Origin of the sequence: Streptomyces sp. M41(2017), from assembly GCF_002078175.1 — a bacterium.
Classification (GTDB): Bacteria; Actinomycetota; Actinomycetes; order Streptomycetales; family Streptomycetaceae; genus Streptomyces.
Genome location: NZ_MWFK01000001.1, coordinates 5,691,219 through 5,708,483, shown reverse-complemented (window position 1 = coordinate 5,708,483; position 17,265 = coordinate 5,691,219). Strand labels below are relative to the sequence as shown.

7 protein-coding genes are annotated in these 17,265 nt (G+C 71.0%); 5 read left to right on the top strand and 2 right to left on the bottom strand.

The window, feature by feature from the left end; genetic code table 11:
• Nucleotides 1–44 precede the first annotated feature (44 nt).
• Nucleotides 45–299: a DUF6479 family protein gene (locus B0675_RS24985; protein ID WP_143661095.1), complete on the bottom strand. Its 255-nt coding sequence runs from the start codon at nucleotides 297–299 to the stop codon at nucleotides 45–47.
• Between the two features lie 334 nt (nucleotides 300–633).
• On the opposite strand from B0675_RS24985, the gene B0675_RS24980 reads away from it, so the two are divergent.
• From B0675_RS24980 to B0675_RS24965, 3 genes are all read left to right on the top strand, one after another.
• Nucleotides 634–1,239 (top strand): dihydrofolate reductase family protein, encoded by a 606-nt coding sequence (locus B0675_RS24980; RefSeq protein ID WP_081221276.1) that lies wholly within the window; start codon nucleotides 634–636, stop codon nucleotides 1,237–1,239.
• A gap of 300 nt (nucleotides 1,240–1,539) precedes the next feature.
• The gene (locus B0675_RS24975) at nucleotides 1,540–1,950 is read left to right on the top strand and encodes a VOC family protein (RefSeq protein WP_081221275.1); all 411 of its coding nucleotides are present in this window, start codon (nucleotides 1,540–1,542) and stop codon (nucleotides 1,948–1,950) included.
• Between the two features lie 858 nt (nucleotides 1,951–2,808).
• Entirely contained in the window at nucleotides 2,809–3,111 is a 303-nt protein-coding gene (locus B0675_RS24965) for a hypothetical protein (protein WP_081221274.1), read from the top strand.
• Between the two features lie 257 nt (nucleotides 3,112–3,368).
• Here B0675_RS24965 and B0675_RS24960 read toward each other — a convergent pair whose 3' ends face one another.
• Complete coding sequence (locus tag B0675_RS24960) at nucleotides 3,369–3,911, bottom strand: dihydrofolate reductase family protein (RefSeq protein ID WP_081221998.1); 543 nt, start codon at nucleotides 3,909–3,911, stop codon at nucleotides 3,369–3,371.
• A gap of 529 nt (nucleotides 3,912–4,440) precedes the next feature.
• Between B0675_RS24960 and B0675_RS24955 the strand changes: the two genes are divergently transcribed.
• The gene (locus tag B0675_RS24955) at nucleotides 4,441–10,953 is read left to right on the top strand and encodes a non-ribosomal peptide synthetase (protein ID WP_179165363.1); all 6,513 of its coding nucleotides are present in this window, start codon (nucleotides 4,441–4,443) and stop codon (nucleotides 10,951–10,953) included.
• Nucleotides 10,950–17,132: a non-ribosomal peptide synthetase gene (locus B0675_RS24950; RefSeq protein ID WP_179165362.1), complete on the top strand. Its 6,183-nt coding sequence runs from the start codon at nucleotides 10,950–10,952 to the stop codon at nucleotides 17,130–17,132. The genes B0675_RS24955 and B0675_RS24950 overlap by 4 nt, the downstream gene beginning before the upstream one ends.
• Nucleotides 17,133–17,265: the final 133 nt, after the last annotated feature.

Here is a 17,265-nt window from a genome sequence, read left to right as displayed (position 1 = left end):
ACGGGCCGCCTCTCGCGTGCTCAGTGGTCGGCCCGATCTCGGCATCAGCGATGCGGGTGCCCCTGCTCCGGGTCACCTTCGGGGGTCTGCCATCCGTCGCCGCGCTGTGCGGGGTCGGCCGTACCGTGCGGCATCTGTGCCGGGTCCTGCACCGACGTGGAGATCTGGCGCCGGGCGGAGCGTCGGCTGCCGACGAAGAACGCGACCAGGAGCCCCACGACGATCACGACTCCCGCCACGATCAGCCACAGGGCGCCGGTGGAGGACGCGGCCAGAGTGGTTTCTGCTGCATTGATCATGCGGTCCGGGTACCCCTGCCGGAGGGGAATCATCACGCACGGCGGTCACGGCACCCGTCTGGCCGACCTGGGGGCCATGACACGTGCACGGCACTCGGCACGGTCAGGCGACGGGTGACACGCGGCAGCAGGTGGGCCCGGTCATGCACACGCGAGCCGAATGCCCGAAGCACCATGCGCCGACGCGGAGACCTGGGCACGATGGCGAAGATTCCAGAGCGAGCGCACGCGCCATTCGGGCTGTGCAGCGGCTCCCGTAACGGGGCGTAGGTGGCCTGCGCCGATGAGTTTCCGGCGGCCGCGCCGTCTATACCGTTGACGAAGGGAGCGCATCATGCGCCAGATCATCATTTGTACGTTCCTGACGCTGGACGGCGTGATGCAGGCGCCGGGTGGCCCGGACGAGGACGCCGAGAGCGGTTTCGAGCACGGCGGCTGGCAGAAGCCGGTGTCCGACGACGAGGTCGGCGGTGCCATCGCCGGCTGGTACGAGCACTCCGACGCGATGCTGCTCGGCCGCAAGACGTACGAGATCTTCGCGTCGTACTGGCCCACCGCCGATCCTGAGAACCCGTTCACCGAGCGGATGAACAGCATGCACAAGTACGTGGCGTCCCGGACCCTGACGTCGGTGGAGTGGCAGAACTCCACGCTGCTGAAGGGCGACACGGTGGATGCCGTGCGCAAGCTCAAGGCGACCGAGGGCGGCAACATCACCGTCGTCGGCAGCGGCGACCTCGCCCAGACCCTCATGCGGCACGGTCTGGTCGACGAGTACCGGCTGACCATCCATCCGGTGATCATCGGTGCCGGCAAGCGGCTGTTCGCCGACGGAGCGATCCCCACCGCTCTGGAACCGGTCAGTGTCTCGACCACGAAGAGCGGCACCGTCGTCGGCGCCTACCGGCCGAACGGAACGCCCGCTCATGACAGCTACTGACCAAGAGGGCTGAGCCGCGACCGGATAGCGGCTCTCCTCGCACTCGGGCGTATCGACAATGTCGATCCCAACCGACGCGAGACGCGCGCCTACCGCTGTCCACACTGCCGGGGTTGGCACCTCACGAGTCGGCCGGAGAGGCGCTGAGCGGTGTCGTCTTCCCACGGTCGGGCAACCGACCGTGCGCGTCGTCGGCTACGACCGGCTGATCGACATCGCAAGCGCCCGTCCCACCCCGCGTTCCGGTTTCGCCGCCGGCTGAGAGGTCCGGCTCGTCGAGTCCTGTGGCAAGATCGCGGCATGCTTCGACTCACAGACTTCATCATCGACTGCCCGGACACGATGAAGCTGGCGGCCTTCTACTCCGAGGTGACGGGAATCCCCGTCAAGGAGGACAGTGACGAGAACTGGGCCGGCATCCAGCTCGGCCAGATCGAACTGGCCTTCATCCAGGTGGATGACTACCGCGCCCCGCAGTGGCCCGACAGCGAACACCCCAAGCAGTTCCACCTCGACTTCGAGGTCGATGCGATGGAGACCGAACACAGCCGCGTCCTGGCCCTCGGCGCAACTCTGCAGCGCGACTGCACCGACCCCGACGGCTACGGCTTCCGTGTCTACACGGACCCCGTCGGCCACCCCTTCTGCCTCTGCCGCAACAAGGGCGTCATCTGGACCGATCAGGAGCCTGTCTGGCCGAAGCGCGGCTAGGTTGCGAGCGTGCTCGTATCCGCGACGAGAAGGGGCATCCGCTGGGGCGGCCGCCCCTTCTCTCAGCAGTCTGGCCGAAGCGGTGTCCGTGCCGGTGTTCCTGTCCGGTGGGAGCTAGTCGTCGAACTCGAACTCCAAGTGTCCGCCCGGGCGATGAGGTCTCGGACTGCCTCGGGGCTCGTCATGACTGACGCAACAGCCACCTTGAGTGGCACCAGGTCACTCGGACTCCCCACCGCGCAGAACATGCGAGCCCCGCTGCCGCAGTCGTGGCGTTCGGCGATGTCAGGCCAGGCGATCCGCACGATGCCTTTCCCAGAAGTACCCGTTCGACTCGTGCCCCGCTTCGGCTACCGCGGCATCGGCGGCCAGGTCACCGACGTCCAACGTCAACGAGTGTTCGCCGTCGAAGACATGCAGCTTGATGTCACGGCCGCGATCTTCGCATGCCTCTCGAACGGGCTGCCTCGATCCGCTCCCTCGCCGCTCTCGGCCCCGGCGAACCTTCCGGATCAGAGCACTCCAACGCCTGGCGACATGTGGCTGGTTGCTCAGGACGGGTTCAGCGTCGCCCGGGCCCGGCCGATCAGCCGGTGTGCCCGGGCTCCGTGGACGGCGTATTCGGCGAGCCGGTCTCAGGCCTTCTCGTACGGTCGGAGGTTCCCCTCGTCGTCCGGCCACATCCAGGGGGAGCGCCCCACTACGGGCACTCCACTACCGGTGTCTCTCCGGAACCCGACCTGCTCGAATCGCCTGGAAAGCTGCCCGCCCTGACCGCAATTGCCAGTCTGCTGGACCAGCCGCCTCACATGCTCGGATCCGGATACTTTGGCCTGCCACGACTTTCGAGGAGACTCCATGCCCTGGTCCGACTCACAGATCCGTGACCGCAGGACTGCAGCAGCGTACGCAGAAGAGCGCGGGTGGAAGCGAGTTGCCACAGACCTCACCAGCCAGAATCTGACCGTCTGCACCGACCGCTGGACCCATCCGCACCGCGAGGACGTGGTGATCGCCGTCTGGACGCTCTACGAAGCGAAAGAGCCGGTGGCCTACTGGGCGTGCGGAATCCGGGAGCTCCGGGGCGTGGCGGTGAAGGTAGACAGCATGTGGACCGAGAAGGGGCTCAGCCTGGAACGAGCACTGGAGGGAACGGCCTGAAGCTTGACGGGACCGTCGTGCAATGCCCTTTCCGAAGAGCCCGAAGCCGCCGCCCAAGATCCACGGCCACGCTCCCACGCGCCCGCACAGCGGGACTGCTGAGACCGAGCTGCGTGATCGTGTCGCGAGCTCAGTGCGGCGATCACGACGCCGGCCTCGAAGCGGATCGCGAGGCTGCCGAATCAAGTGGCCGGTCGGTGGACTTGACCGGTCCGCGAGGGTTCTTGGTCACCGCAGTGCCCGTCGGAGAACCGCTCCTACTTTCGCACCCGGAAGCGGAGCATCGTGATGGCACCGGACTGGGTGTTGTCGAAAGGCTCCAGGTCGATCCTGTCGAGGCTCGGGGGTGAGAAGCGGACTCCGTCGCCGAGGAGCACCGGTACGACGTACACGAGGATCTCGTCGACGAGCCCGTGCTGCAGGCACTGGGCCGCCACGTCGGCACCGAGGATCTCCAGGTTCTTGCCGCCCGCTGCGCCGCGGGCCGTGGCGACGGCTTCCTCAAGTCCGCAGGTGAGGAATGTGACGGTGGGGTCCGGCTCGTCGGGAGGCCGGTGCGTGAGGACGAACTGCGGTCCCCCGTCGTAAGCGGCACCCTCGTGGGCCATTCGCTTGGCGACCTCGTACGTGCCCCGGCCGACGAGCATGGCGCCCGTGGCCGCCATGACCTCCGGGAACGCGTCCGCAGGCACGTACTCGCCGACCCAGTCCATCGCGTTGCCACGCCCGGCGATGAAGCCGTCCAGCGACATCGCCCTGTTCACGACCACTTTGCCGGTGCCGGCACTCACATCGCTCATGCGTCTGCTCCACGGATCTTGGAGGCCCGAGGCCGAATCGGAGGCCGGTCGGTGGGGAGCTGCCAGCGTATCCGCGGTGGCGCAGTGGGAACAGGCGACACTCGGACGAGAGGGACGCGCAGCGGACCCTCCTGCAACGCATCACCTCCTATCCGGAGGGGATGGAGGCAGCCGCCCGGTGTGCGGGTTGAACCACGCCACCGATGTGGGGTCGCCCCTCGGTCCCAGGCCGGTGACCAACCAAGCTCAAGCGCCCGCTGACCGACGGGACATGGGGCATGCCTGGCACCCGCCCCGTGACCCGGGCAAGCAGTTCGACCTGCGGCCTTTCCGCCTCTGCGTGGTCTGCCGACGACCTCGCGGCGTATTTCGCCGCCAAGGTGTAACGCCATCCCGTGACTTGAGCGGAATACGCCGAGCGGAAATCATCGAGTACGCGTCCGCTCCCTGCGGAACGCCTCTTGCGACACGGCACGTTCACGGTTTTCCGCGTTCTCCCGACCGCCGTAGTACCGACCGAGGTGGAGTCATGTCTGCTGTCCAGCACACTTCGCTGCCATTGACGGCGGCCCAGAGTGGGGTCTGGTTCGCCCATCAGCTGAATCCGAATTCCCCCGTCTACAACGTCGGCGAATTCGTGGAGATCCACGGCCCGGTCGACGCGGGGCTCTTCGAGAGCGCCTTGGACCAAGTGGTGCGTGAGGCCGGGACGTTGCACATCCGGCCGACCGAGGAGGCGGACGGACCGCGCCAGGTGCTCGGCGCTCCGGCCGCGCCCCGGCTGAGCACGATCGACGTCACCGGCGAACGCGATCCGGAGGCTGCGGCGCGCGCGTACATCAGCGGGCAGATGGCCCGGCCGGTGGACCTGGCGGACGGCGAGCTGTACTCGTACGCCCTGATTCGGCTGGGCGACGACCGGTACTTCTGGCACCAGCGCTACCACCACGTGGTCGTGGACGCGTTCGGGGCCGCCACCCTGACGGCGCGGGTCGCGCGGGTCTACACCGCTCTGGCCGCCGGGGAGAGCACGAGCGAGGGGGCCTTCCTCCCGCTGGAGACCCTGCTGGAGGACGAGGCCGCGTACCGTTCGTCGGAGCAGTACGCGAAGGACCGCGCCCACTGGGGCGAGCGGTTCGCCCGCCGGCCCGAGGAGACCGCGACGTTCGCGGGGTCGGGCCGGGCCGCCCCGCCGTCGGACACCTTCCTGCGCCGCACCGCTACCCTCTCCCCCGATGTACTGGACGACCTCCGGTCCACCGCCCGGGCGTCCCGCACCACCTGGTCCGCGATGATCGTCGCGGCGGTCGCCGCTCATCTCCACCGTGTCACCGGAATACGTGACATCACGCTCGGAATTCCGGTCAGTGCGCGGCACGGGGCGAACGCCCGGAAGATCCCGGGAATGGTGTCGAACGAACTCCCCCTGCGCGTCAGTGTTTCCCCGGAAACGACGGTCGGGGAACTCGTGCGGAATGTCGCTGTGGAACTCAGGAATCTGTTGCGGCATCAACGCTATCCGTACGGAGACCTGCGCCGGGATCTGCGTCTCCTGGACGAGGGGCGCCATCTTTTCGGCCCGATGGTCAACATCATGCCGTTCGATTTCGACGTCACGTTCGCCGGACATCCGATCACCGTTCACAACGTGTCGAACGGCCCCGTCGGCGACCTGTCGCTCGCCGTCTACGAACGCTCCGACGGCAGCGGTCTGCAGTTCTCCTTCGACGCGAACCCCGCGCTCTACGAGTCCGGTGAACTGGCCCTGATCCAGGAACGGTTCATCGCTCTCCTGACGGCGATGGCCTCGGCCGACGGCAGTCTGCCGCTGGGGCGGCTGGACACCCTCACCCCGCCCGAGATCGACGCCGCCTTGGCCGCGGCGGGTCCGCCGGCCCGTCCGGTCGGCCCGGCCACCGTCACCGACGTGTTCGCAGCCCAGGCGGCCCGTACCCCCGACGCCATCGCCTTGGTCGACCCGAGCCGCTCCATGACGTTCCGTCAACTCAACACTCAGGCCAACCAGTTGGCGCATCTGCTGACCGGCCTCGGCGCGGGGCCGGAACGGTGCGTCGCGCTCGCCCTGCCCCGCTCTGCCGACACGGTCGTCGCCATGCTCGGTGTACTGAAGGCCGGTGCGGCCTACGTGCCGATCGACCCCGAGCATCCGGCCGAACGTACCGCGCAGGTTCTCGCGGAGGCGGACCCGGTCCTCGTCCTGACCACCGCGGCCCTCGCCGACAGTCTGCCCCCGGCGCACGCCACCCAGGTGCTGCTTCTGGAGGATGCCGGGCTCGGTCTCCCAGGGCTGCCCGACAGCGATCCGGCCGACGCCGACCGCACGGGGCCGCTGCTTCCAGCCCATCTCGCGTACGTCATCTACACCTCCGGCTCCACCGGCCGCCCCAAGGGTGTCGCCGTCGAGCACCACAGCCTGAGCAACCTCTACGAGCATCACCGGCGCGTCTTCATCGAACCGGCCGTCGCCGAGGCGGGCGGCGAACGGTTCCGAGTGGCGCTGACCAACGCATTCGTCTTCGACGCCTCCTGGACGGCCCTGCTCTGGCTGGTCGCCGGGCACGAACTGCATGTCATCGACGACGCGACGCGCAGGGACGCCGGAGCACTCGCCGCCCATGCCGACCGACACGCCGTCGACCTCCTCGACACCACCCCCACGCATGCCCGCCAGCTGCTCTCCGCCGGGCTGCTCGACGGCGGGCACCGTCCCCGGGTCCTGGTCCTCGGCGGCGAGGCCGTCCCCGACGATCTGTGGGCCGAACTGCGGGCCACCCCGGGCCTCACCGCCCGCAACGTGTACGGGCCGACCGAGTGCACCGTCGACTCGATGTACTGCGATCTGCGGGCCGCGGACGCCCCGGTGATCGGCCGCACCGTCGACAACCTGCGCGCCTACGTCCTCGACAGCGCGCTGCGCCCGGTCGCGGAGGGAGCGACCGGCGAACTCTTCCTGGCGGGTGCCGGGGTGGCCCGGGGCTATCTCGGCCGGGCCGCGCTCACCGGGGAACGGTTCGTCGCCGACCCCTTCGGCGCACCCGGCGAGCGCATGTACCGCACCGGCGACCTGGCCCGTCGCGGCCAGGACGGGCTCCTGCGCTATGCGGGACGCGCCGACACGCAGGTCAAGCTGCGCGGGTTCCGGATCGAGACCGGTGAGATCGAGTCGGTGCTCGCCACGCATCCGGCCGTCGCCCAGTGCGGTGTCGTGGTGCGCGAGGACGGCTCGTCGGTCCGCCGGCTCATCGCCTACGTCGTCACGGCACCGGGCCACCTCGCACCGGAGGCGGGCGCCTTGCGGGAACACCTCGGTGCGGCCCTGCCGGAGTACATGGTTCCGGCGGCCTTCGTCGCGCTGGACGCTCTGCCCCTCACCCACAACGGCAAGCTCGACCGGAACGCCCTGCCCGCGCCGGAGATCACGGCGGCCGCGGACAGCCGGGCCCCGCGCACCACCGTCGAGGAGACCCTGTGCGCTCTGTACGCCGAGCTTCTCGGCGCGGAGAGCGTCGGCATCGACGACAGCTTCTTCGCCCTCGGCGGCGACTCACCGCTGGCCGTGCGTCTCGCGGCACGGGCTCGGGAGGCCTCCGTGATCGTGCGGCCCCGGGACGTGTTCCAGCTCAAGACCGTCGCCGCCCTCGCCGAGGTCGCTCGCGTCGCCGAGCCCACCGAGCAGCGCCCCGTCCGCGCCGAGCACCCTCTGCCGGAGCTGGACCTCGCCGACACCGCTGCCCTCGTTGCCGCCCATCCCGGCCACAGCGACGTACTGCCACTCAGCCCGCTCCAGGAGGGCATGCTCTTCCACGCGCAGTACGACAGCAACGGTGACAGCGACTCGGACGGTGATGGCGGCACGCAGGGCTCTTCCGTCGACCCGTACGTCGCGCAGTCCGCTTACGAGCTGGCGGGCCCCCTGCGGACGGAGCTGCTGAGGGCCGCCTGTGACACCGTTCTCGCTCATCACGGCTGTCTGCGGGCCGCCTTCACCCGGACCGCGTCCGGCCGGCCCGTCCAGGTGATCACCGACGCGTCCGCCGCGCCCTGGGACGAGTGCGATCTGACCGGGCTGCCCGAGGAGGTCCAACAGCAGCGCGTTGAGGCCGAGTTGGCGGCCGACCGTGCCCGCCCCTTCGCCATGGAGGACGCTCCCCTCGTCCGGTTCCTGCTGGTGCGGTTGTCCGCCGAGCGGCACGTCCTCGTCTTCACCGGTCACCACATCGTCCTGGACGGCGCGTCACTCGCCCTGGTCATGGACGATCTCCTCGGCGTCTACGAGGCGTTGTGCGGCGGATCGCTCGCCGCCGGCATCGCGGTGGCCGACACGACCTCGGGTGTCACGCTCCGGGAGTACGCGGCCTGGCTCGCCGCACAGGACGCGCCGGCCGCGACGGAGGCGTGGACCACGGCTCTGGCGGGTGTCGACGAACCGACGCTGCTGGTGCCGGACGCCGGGCCCGACCGGCCCCCGGTCCTCCCCGAGGAAGTCCGGGTGACGCTCGGCCCGGCCCGCACCGCGGCCGTGGCCACGGCGGCACGGTCCCGCTCGCTGACGCTGAACAGCGTGGTCCAGACAGCCTGGGCGGTGACGCTGGCCCAGCTCACCGGCCGTGACGACGTGCTCTTCGGGACGACCGTGTCGGTGCGCCCCGCCGACCTGCCCGGCGCGGACGAGCTGGCAGGTCTGCTCATCAACACCGTGCCGGTACGGGTGCGGCTGGATCCGGCGGAACCGCTGGAGAGCCTCTCGGCGCGCGTCCAGGACGAGCAGGCGGCCCTGTCCGCGCATCATCACCTGGGCCTCGCCGACATCCGCAGGTCCACCGGTCTCGACCGGCTCTTCGACACGTCCACGGTCTTCGAGAACCACTCCGGCACCACCGGAGCCCTCGCCGGCGCCACGGCCTCGGGCCTGACCGTCACACCGGCCGGCAGTTACGGCGCCACCCATTACGCGCTGACCCTGATCGCCGAACCGGGTGCGGAGCTGACCCTGCGGCTCGCCCACCGGCCCGACCTCGTGGACCGCTCCGGGGCTCTGGCCGTCGCCGAGCGGGTCGCCCGCTTCCTCGACGCCTTCGCCTCGGCACCCGACGCCTCGCTCGCCACGGTGCACCTGCTGTCGGCACCGGAACGGGCGCGTGTCCTTGAGGAGTTCAACGCCGCCGACGCCCCTTCCTGCGGCTCCTCACTCCCCCGGCGGATCGCCGAGCAGGTGGCGCGCATTCCGGACGCCGTCGCCCTCACGGGTTGCGGCGGCCCACTGACCTACGCCGACCTCGATGACCGTAGCGTCCGGTTGGCGCATCGGCTGCTGGCACTGGGGGTACGGCCCGAGGAGCCGGTGGCCGTTCTCCAGGAACGCTCGCCCGAGTTGATCGTCACTCTGCTGGCGGTCCTCAAGGCGGGCGGCGCCTACATGCCGCTCGATCCGCGCTCCCCCGCCGACCGGCTGCGCGCCATGACGAAGGGTTCGCAGGCCCGGATCCTGCTGACCGACCGTGCCTCCCACGAGGCCGCGCGGGCACTGGACCCCGAGCAGCTTCTCGTCGTGGACGAACCGCTCCCCGACCTCACCTCCCCGGTCGGCCCGCTGCCCGACATCCGGCCCGACCAGCTCGCGTACGTCCTGTTCACGTCCGGTTCGACGGGCGAGCCGAAGGGCGTCGGGGTCACCCACCGTGCGGTTCTCGACCTGGCCGGCGACAGCGCGTTCGCCTCAGCGGCGCACCGGTCGGTGCTCCAGCACTCCACCCAGGCCTTCGACGCGGCGACGTACGAGATGTGGGTGCCGCTGCTGAGCGGCGGGCAGGTCGTTCTCGCGCCTCCTGCCGAGCTGGACGGTCCCGCGCTGGAGAGGCTGGTGGCCGAGCACGGTGTGACCGCCGTCTGGCTGACCGCCGGCCTGTTCCGTCTCCTCGCAGAGGAGTCGCCACAGTCGTTCGCCGGGTTGCGGGAGGTGTGGGCGGGCGGCGACGTCGTCCCCGGCCAGGCTGTCCGCCGGGTCATGGCCGCCAGCCCGGGACTGACCGTCGTGGACGGCTACGGCCCGACCGAGACCACCGTCTTCGCCGCCCGGCACCGCATGCGCCCCGGGGACGAGATCCCGGGCACCGTCCCGGTGGGCCGCCCCCTGGACGGTATGCGCGCGTACGTCCTCGACAGCGCGCTGCGTCCGGTGCCCGTCGGTGTCGCGGGTGAACTGCATCTGTCCGGAGCGGGACTTGCGCGCGGGTATCTGAACCGGGCGCGGGCCACGGCCGAGCGCTTCGTCGCCGACCCGTTCGGCGCGCCCGGCGAGCGCATGTACCGCACCGGCGACCTGGTCCGCTGGAACGGCGAGGGCGAGCTGGTGTTCCTCGGCCGTGCCGACGACCAGATCAAGATCCGCGGGTTCCGCGTCGAGCCCGGTGAGATCGAGGCCGCGCTCGTCCGGCATCCGGCGGTGGCCCAGTGCTGCGTCCTCGCCCGCGAGGACACTCCCGGCGTCAAACGGCTTGCCGCCTACGTCGTACCGCCCGCCGGGGGCGAGTCGCCCACCGCGGCCGAACTCCGCGCCCACCTGGCTCCGTTGCTCGCCGACTACCAGATGCCGGCCGCGTTCGTGCCGCTGGCCGCGCTCCCGCTGACCCGCAACGGCAAGATCGACCGACGGGCCCTGCCCGCACCGGAGTTCACCGCGGCCGGTGACGGACGTCTGCCCGCCACTCCTCGGGAGGAACTGCTGTGCGCCCTTTTCGGAGAGGTCCTCGGCATCGAGGGGGTCGGCCCCGACGACAGCTTCTTCGCCCTCGGGGGCGACTCGATCGTGTCCGTCCGGCTGGTCGCCCGGGCCCGCCGGGAGGGACTCGTCCTGACCGCCCGTGACGTCTTCACCCTCCACACCCCGGCCGCCCTCGCCGAGACGGCGTCCGACCTGGGACCGGAGTCCACCGAGGGGGCCGGGGAGCCGGACCTGCCCTCGATGACCCTGCCCGACCTCGAACTCGACGAGCTGGTGGCCGAATGGGAGTCCGCCCAGTGAACGCGACACCGACCACGACCAAGCCGGCCGCGGCCGGCAAGCGACCCGACCTCGACATCCTGCCGCTGACGCCCCTCCAGGAGGGCATGCTCTTCCACGCGCTCTACGACAGCGAGGGCAGCGATGTCTACACCGTCCAGACCTCGCTGGAGCTGAGCGGGCCACTCGACACCACCGCGCTGCGGACGGCGTGCGGCGCTCTGCTGGACCGGCATCCCGCGCTGCGGGCCGGATTCCTCCAGCGCGGCAGCGGCCAGGCCGTCCAGATCGTGCCGCGTACCGTCGACACACCGTGGGCCGAGGAGGATCTGAGCGGCCTCCCGGAGGCGGAACAGGGGCCGGCGCTCGACCGGATCACAGCCGAGGACCGGGAGCAGCGCTTCAACCTGGCGACTCCTCCCCTCGTACGGTTCCGCCTGCTGCGCATGACCGCCGAACGCCACGTGCTTCTGCTGACGAATCATCACATTCTGTGGGACGGCTGGTCGTTGCCGCTTGTCCTGCGTGATCTGTTCGAGCTGTACGAGCGGTTCGGGCGAGGGGACGGCGCTGCGGGTCTGGCTCCGGCGCCCTCCTTCCGCCGTCATCTCGCCTGGCTGGCCGGCCAGGACGTGACGGCCGCGGAAGGCGCCTGGCGGGCCGCGCTGGACGACCTGGACGAGCCCACGCTGGTGACGCCGGGCGGGACGCCGCACCGAGCGGTCTTCCCATCCCGGGTGGTGACCCACCTGTCGGAGGAACTGACCACGGAGCTGGGCCGGTTCGCCCGCGCCCGGGGACTCACGGCCAACACGCTCGTCCAGGTGGCCTGGGCCCTGCTGCTGGCCCGCGTCACCGGCCGACAGGACGTCGTGTTCGGGGCGACCGTCGCGGGACGGCCGCCGGAGGTGCCCGGCGTGGAGGAGACGGTGGGCCTGTTCATCAACACCGTTCCGGTGCGGGTGCGTCTCGACGCGGCCGAACCGCTGGATCGGCTGCTGGCTCGCGTCCAGGAGGAGCAGTCCGCGCTGCTCGCGCACCACCACCTCGGCCTCGCCGCCGTCCAGCGGCTGGCCGGACTCGGCGATCTCTTCGACACGGCCGTGGTGTTCGAGAACGCGCCGTTCGACGACGCGTCCGTGAACCGGGCCTTCGGCGGACTGCGCGTGGCAATCCTGGAGGACACGGCCACCACGGGCACGATGCACTACCCGCTCAGCCTGGTCGCCGTTCCCGGACGCCGGCTGCGGCTCGATCTGAGCCATCGTGACGACGTCCTCGACCGGCCGACGGTCGAGGGACTGGCCCGGGGTCTCGAACGCCTCCTCGGAGCCCTGGTCGCCACCCCCGAGCTGCCCTGCGGCCGGGTCGACGCGCTGGACGCGAGCGAACACGCGGGGCTTGTGACCGCCGGGACAGGGCCTGCCGTCTCCCTTCCCGCCAGCACGCTCCCGGAGCTGTTCGCCGAGCAGGCCGCTCGCACGCCGGAGGCGACCGCCGTGGTCTTCGAGGACGAGACGCTCACGTACGCCGAACTCGACACCCGGGCAGCCCGGTTGGCCCACGCGCTGCGGGCCCGTGGCGCGGGCCCCGGGCGGGTCGTCGCGGTCACCCTGCCGCGCTCTCTGGACTTGATCGTCACGCTGTACGCCGTGCACAAGGCAGGCGCGGCCTACCTGCCGGTCGACCCGGACTATCCGGAGGACCGGGTGCGGTACATGCTCGACGACGCGGCCCCGGCACTCGTCGTCACCCCGGACGTCCACGACGCCCTGGTCGAGGAAGCGGAGGAGGCCGAGGCGACGGGAGCCGCAGGGGTACTGCCGCGGGTGGCACCCGGCTCCCCCGCCTACATGATCTACACGTCGGGTTCCACCGGCCGGCCGAAGGGCGTGCTCGTCCCGCACGAGGGGATCGTCAACCGCCTGCTGTGGATGCAGTCCGCGTACGGCCTGACGGGGGCCGACCGAGTCCTCCAGAAGACCCCGTCCAGTTTCGACGTGTCGGTGTGGGAGTTCTTCTGGCCGCTGATCACCGGGGCCACGCTGGTCGTGGCCCGGCCCGAGGGCCACAAGGACCCGGCGTATCTCGCCGACCTGATACAGCGTCAAGATGTCACCACCCTGCACTTCGTGCCGTCCATGCTGGAGTCGTTCCTGCACACGCCCGAGGCGGCCCGATGCACGAGCCTGCGGCGGGTGATCTGCAGCGGTGAGGCACTGCCCGCCGCGCTCGCCGACCGCTTCCACACCGTCTTCGACGCCGCGGGCACCGAACTGCACAACCTGTACGGGCCCACCGAGGCCTCCGTCGACGTCACGCACCGGCGCAGCGCGCCCGGGCTGCGGACGGCGTCGGTGCCCATCGGCCGGCCCGTCGACAACACCCGCGTGTACGTCCTCGACGCGGGCCTGCGGCACGCACACCCGGGCGCCCCCGGCGAGTTGTACCTGTCGGGCGTCCAGCTCGCCCACGGCTACCACGGACGCCGCGAGTTGACGGCCGAACGCTTCGTCGCAGACCCGTTCGGGCCGCCCGGGTCACGGATGTACCGGACGGGCGACATCGTGCGCTGGACCGAGGACGGTGAACTGCTCTATCTGCGGCGCGCCGACGACCAGGTCAAGATCCGCGGCTTCCGCATCGAGCTCGGCGAGATCGAGTCCGTGCTGGCCGGCCACCCGGCCGTGCAGTCCCAGGCGGTCGTGGTCCGGGAGGACCAGCCGGGCGTGAAGCGTCTGGTGGCGTACGTCGTTCCGGCGGGCTCGCGACGCTCGGAGCACCCCCTGGGCTGCGACGGCGCCGAGCTGCGGGCCCACTGCGCCGCAAGGCTCCCCGAGCACATGGTTCCGCAGGCGTTCGTCCCGCTGGAGCGGCTGCCCCTGTCGCTCAGTGGGAAGTTGGACCGTAAGGCACTGCCCGCGCCCGCGTTCACCGCCTCCGGCGGGCGTGAGCCCGAGGGCCCGGTGGAGGAAGTGCTCTGCGGGCTCTTCGCCGAGGTGCTCGGTGTGCCGGGGGTCGGTCCGGACGACGGCTTCTTCGAGCTGGGCGGCGACTCGATCCTGTCCATCCAACTCGTCGCCCGGGCCCGCAAGGCAGGCGTGGTGATCACCCCGAGAGACGTGTTCACGCATCGGACGGTGGCCGCCCTCGCGCTCGTCGCCGCCCCGGCCGAGACCGCACCGGCCGCCGGGACCGACGACGCGGGCACCGGTCCTGTGCTCCTCACTCCGATCGCACATTGGCTGCGCGAACAGGACGGCCCCGTCTCGGGCTTCCATCAGTCCACAGTCGTACAGGTGCCGGCCGCGCTGCGCGAGGAGGACCTGGTCGCCGCGCTCCAGGCGGTCATCGACCGGCACGACGCGCTGCGTCTGCGGCTGAGCGGCGACGACGACCGCTGGACGGTGGAGGTTTCGGCCCGTGGGGGCGTGCGAGCCGCCGACTGCCTCACGCGCCGCTCCGTCGGGAGGGACGACGCCCTTCGGGACGCCGTGACGGAGCAGTCGGAGGTGGCCCGGGGCACTCTGGACCCCTGGCAGGGCCGTGTCTTGCGGGCCGTCTGGTTCGACCGTGGTGAAACAGAGCCGGGTCGCCTGCTCCTGATGGTGCATCACCTCGCCGTGGACGGCGTCTCCTGGCGCATCCTGCTGCCCGACCTCGCGGCGGCCTGGCGAGCCGCGGCCGACGGCACCTCTCCTGACGCCGCACTCGACCCGGTGCCGACCTCGCTGCGCACCTGGTCCCGGGTGCTGTCCGAAGCCGCCCACGAACCGACACGAACCGCCGAACTCCCGGTGTGGCAGGCCGTGTCGGAACCCGACGACCCGCCCATCTCCCACCGCCCGCTCGACGCGAACCGCGACATCTATGCCACCCGCCGGGACCTGACGCTGACGCTCCCCGCCGAACAGACGGCCGCCCTGCTGACAACCGTGCCCGAGGCCTTTCACGCCGGCGTCGACGACATCCTGCTCACGGCGCTCGCGCTGGCCGTGGCGCACTGGCGCGATCCGGCGGCGACCACATCGGTCCTCGTCGACCTGGAGGGCCACGGCCGTGAGGAACTCACCCCCGGCATCGACCTCTCCCGCACTGTGGGCTGGTTCACCAGCCTGTATCCCGTGCGCCTGGACGCCGGGGCCACGGACTGGGCGGACGTGTGGGCAGGCGGCGCCCAGCTCGGACGGGCCGTGAAGACCGTCAAGGAACAGCTGCGTGCCCTGCCGGACCACGGGATCGGATACGGCCTCCTGCGTCACCTCAACGCCGATACCGGTCCGGTCCTCGCGGCGCTCCGCACTCCCCAGATCGGCTTCAACTATCTGGGCCGGTTCGGGGCCGGGCAGTCGGGCGACTGGGAGACGGCCGGCGAGACCGACGCCGTGACCGCACCGGCCGACCCGGCGATGCCGCTGCCGCACGCGGTGGACCTCAACGCCGCGACCGAGGACCGCCCCGACGGACCCCGTCTGGTCGCCAACTGGTCATGGCCATCCGCCCTGTTCGACCAGGACCGGATACGCGAGCTCGCCGACACCTGGTTCCGGGCCCTGCACGCGCTCGTCACCCAGGCGACCACCCGCAACTCCGGCGGGCACACGCCCTCCGACCTCGGAGTCGTTGCCATCGCCGGTGAGCGACTGGACCAGGACGAACTCGACGCGCTCGAAGCTCGCTGGTCGCGTCAGACCCTGACCGACGTCCTGCCTCTGTCCCCGCTCCAGGAAGGGCTGTTGTTCCACGCCCTGTACGACGAGGACACGGCCGACGTCTACAACGTCCAGCTCTCCCTCGGATTCGACGGACCACTCTCCTCGTCCGCCCTGCGCGCGGCCTGCCAGGACCTGGTCGACCGGCACGCCCCGCTGCGCACGACCTTCGGCACCCTGTCCTCCGGCACTCCGGTCCAGACCGTGTTGAGGGACGTCGAGGCGTCCTGGACCGAGCACGACCTGAGCGGGCCGGACGAGGAAGCGCGGCGGATCCGCCGTACGGACATCCTGGCCGCGGACAGGCTGCGCCGGCTTCCCGTGGACGCACCTTCCCTCGCCCGGTTCACGCTCGTCCGGGAGACGGACGACCATCACACGCTTCTACTGACGGCACATCACATCCTGTTGGACGGCTGGTCGATGCCGATCCTGCTGCGCGACCTCTTCGCCCTCTACACGGCACGCGAGGACCACGCCGACCGTCTGCCGAGGCCCCTGCCCGGTCCCACCGTCCGGGACCACCTCGCCTGGCACGCCCGCCAGGACCAGGACACCGCCGAGAAGGCGTGGCGGGAGGCACTCGGCGGGCTCGACGGACCCACGCTCCTGGCGCCGGAAGCCGCGCGGGCGGGCACACCGCTGCTCCCCGAACGGATCACGGCGGAGCTGACCGAGCCGGAGACGGCGGAGCTGACCGAGCTGGCGCGGGCAAGCGGCGTCACCCTCAACACCGTGATGCAGGGGGCCTGGGCGCAGGTGCTTGCCGAGGCGACCGGGCGGCACGACGTCGTCTTCGGCGCCACGGTCGCCCTCCGCCCCGCGGAGTTGCCAAGTGTGGAGAACGGCGTCGGACTTCTCATCACGACCGTGCCGGTGCGGGTACAGGTGCGCGAGAAGGACGGAGGGTCACCGGCCGCGTTCCTCACCCGCCTCCAGGACGAGCAGTCCGCTCTGGCGCCCCATCACCATCTCGGCCTGCCCCGCATCCAGGAACTGGCGGGCCACGGAGCGCTCTTCGACACCTCTACTGTCTTCGAGAACTACCCCGCCGACTCCGGCGAGATCAGGGCGGGACGCGTCCGTGTCTCCGGTCTCGAAGGCCGCGACGCCTACCACTACCCGATGAGCCTCATGGGCGTGCCCGACGAGCGTCTCTACCTCCAACTGAGCTACCGGGCCGACCTGTTCGACCGCGGAACTGCCGAGCGCACCATGGCACGGCTGCGTGAGGTACTCGCCGCGTTCACGGGCCGGCCGGTTCCCGGTGAGGAAGGTCCCGTGGAGGCCGTACAGACCCTGTTCGCCGAGATCCTCGACGTCGAACACGTGGGTCCTGACGACGACTTCTTCGCGCTCGGCGGCAACTCCCTGCGAGCACTGCGCCTCGCGGCACGTCTGCGCGCCCTCGCCCGCGCACCACGTCTCGCGGTACGAGCGGTGTTCGATCGACCCACGCCACGGGCTCTGGCGCGCCACCTGCGCTGACCGGCCGTCCTGGCGCTGGCCACCCGTGGCGACCGGCCCGTGCCTGCTCCGGAGACTCACGGGCGGCGCGCCCTCACCCCGCCACCGGACCTGACCGGCCCACCAGCCGCCGGCCGCCCCGTCACCCCACCCA

What these genes read in the sequence shown, in the direction of transcription:
- B0675_RS24965 (WP_081221274.1), top strand. Translation starts at nt 2,809, where the DNA reads ATGCCCTGGTCCGACTCACAGATCCGTGACCGCAGGACTGCAGCAGCG.
- B0675_RS24980 (WP_081221276.1), top strand. Translation starts at nt 634, where the DNA reads ATGCGCCAGATCATCATTTGTACGTTCCTGACGCTGGACGGCGTGATG.
- B0675_RS24985 (WP_143661095.1), bottom strand. Translation starts at nt 299, where the DNA reads ATGATCAATGCAGCAGAAACCACTCTGGCCGCGTCCTCCACCGGCGCC.
- B0675_RS24955 (WP_179165363.1), top strand. Translation starts at nt 4,441, where the DNA reads ATGTCTGCTGTCCAGCACACTTCGCTGCCATTGACGGCGGCCCAGAGT.
- B0675_RS24960 (WP_081221998.1), bottom strand. Translation starts at nt 3,911, where the DNA reads ATGAGCGATGTGAGTGCCGGCACCGGCAAAGTGGTCGTGAACAGGGCG.
- B0675_RS24975 (WP_081221275.1), top strand. Translation starts at nt 1,540, where the DNA reads ATGCTTCGACTCACAGACTTCATCATCGACTGCCCGGACACGATGAAG.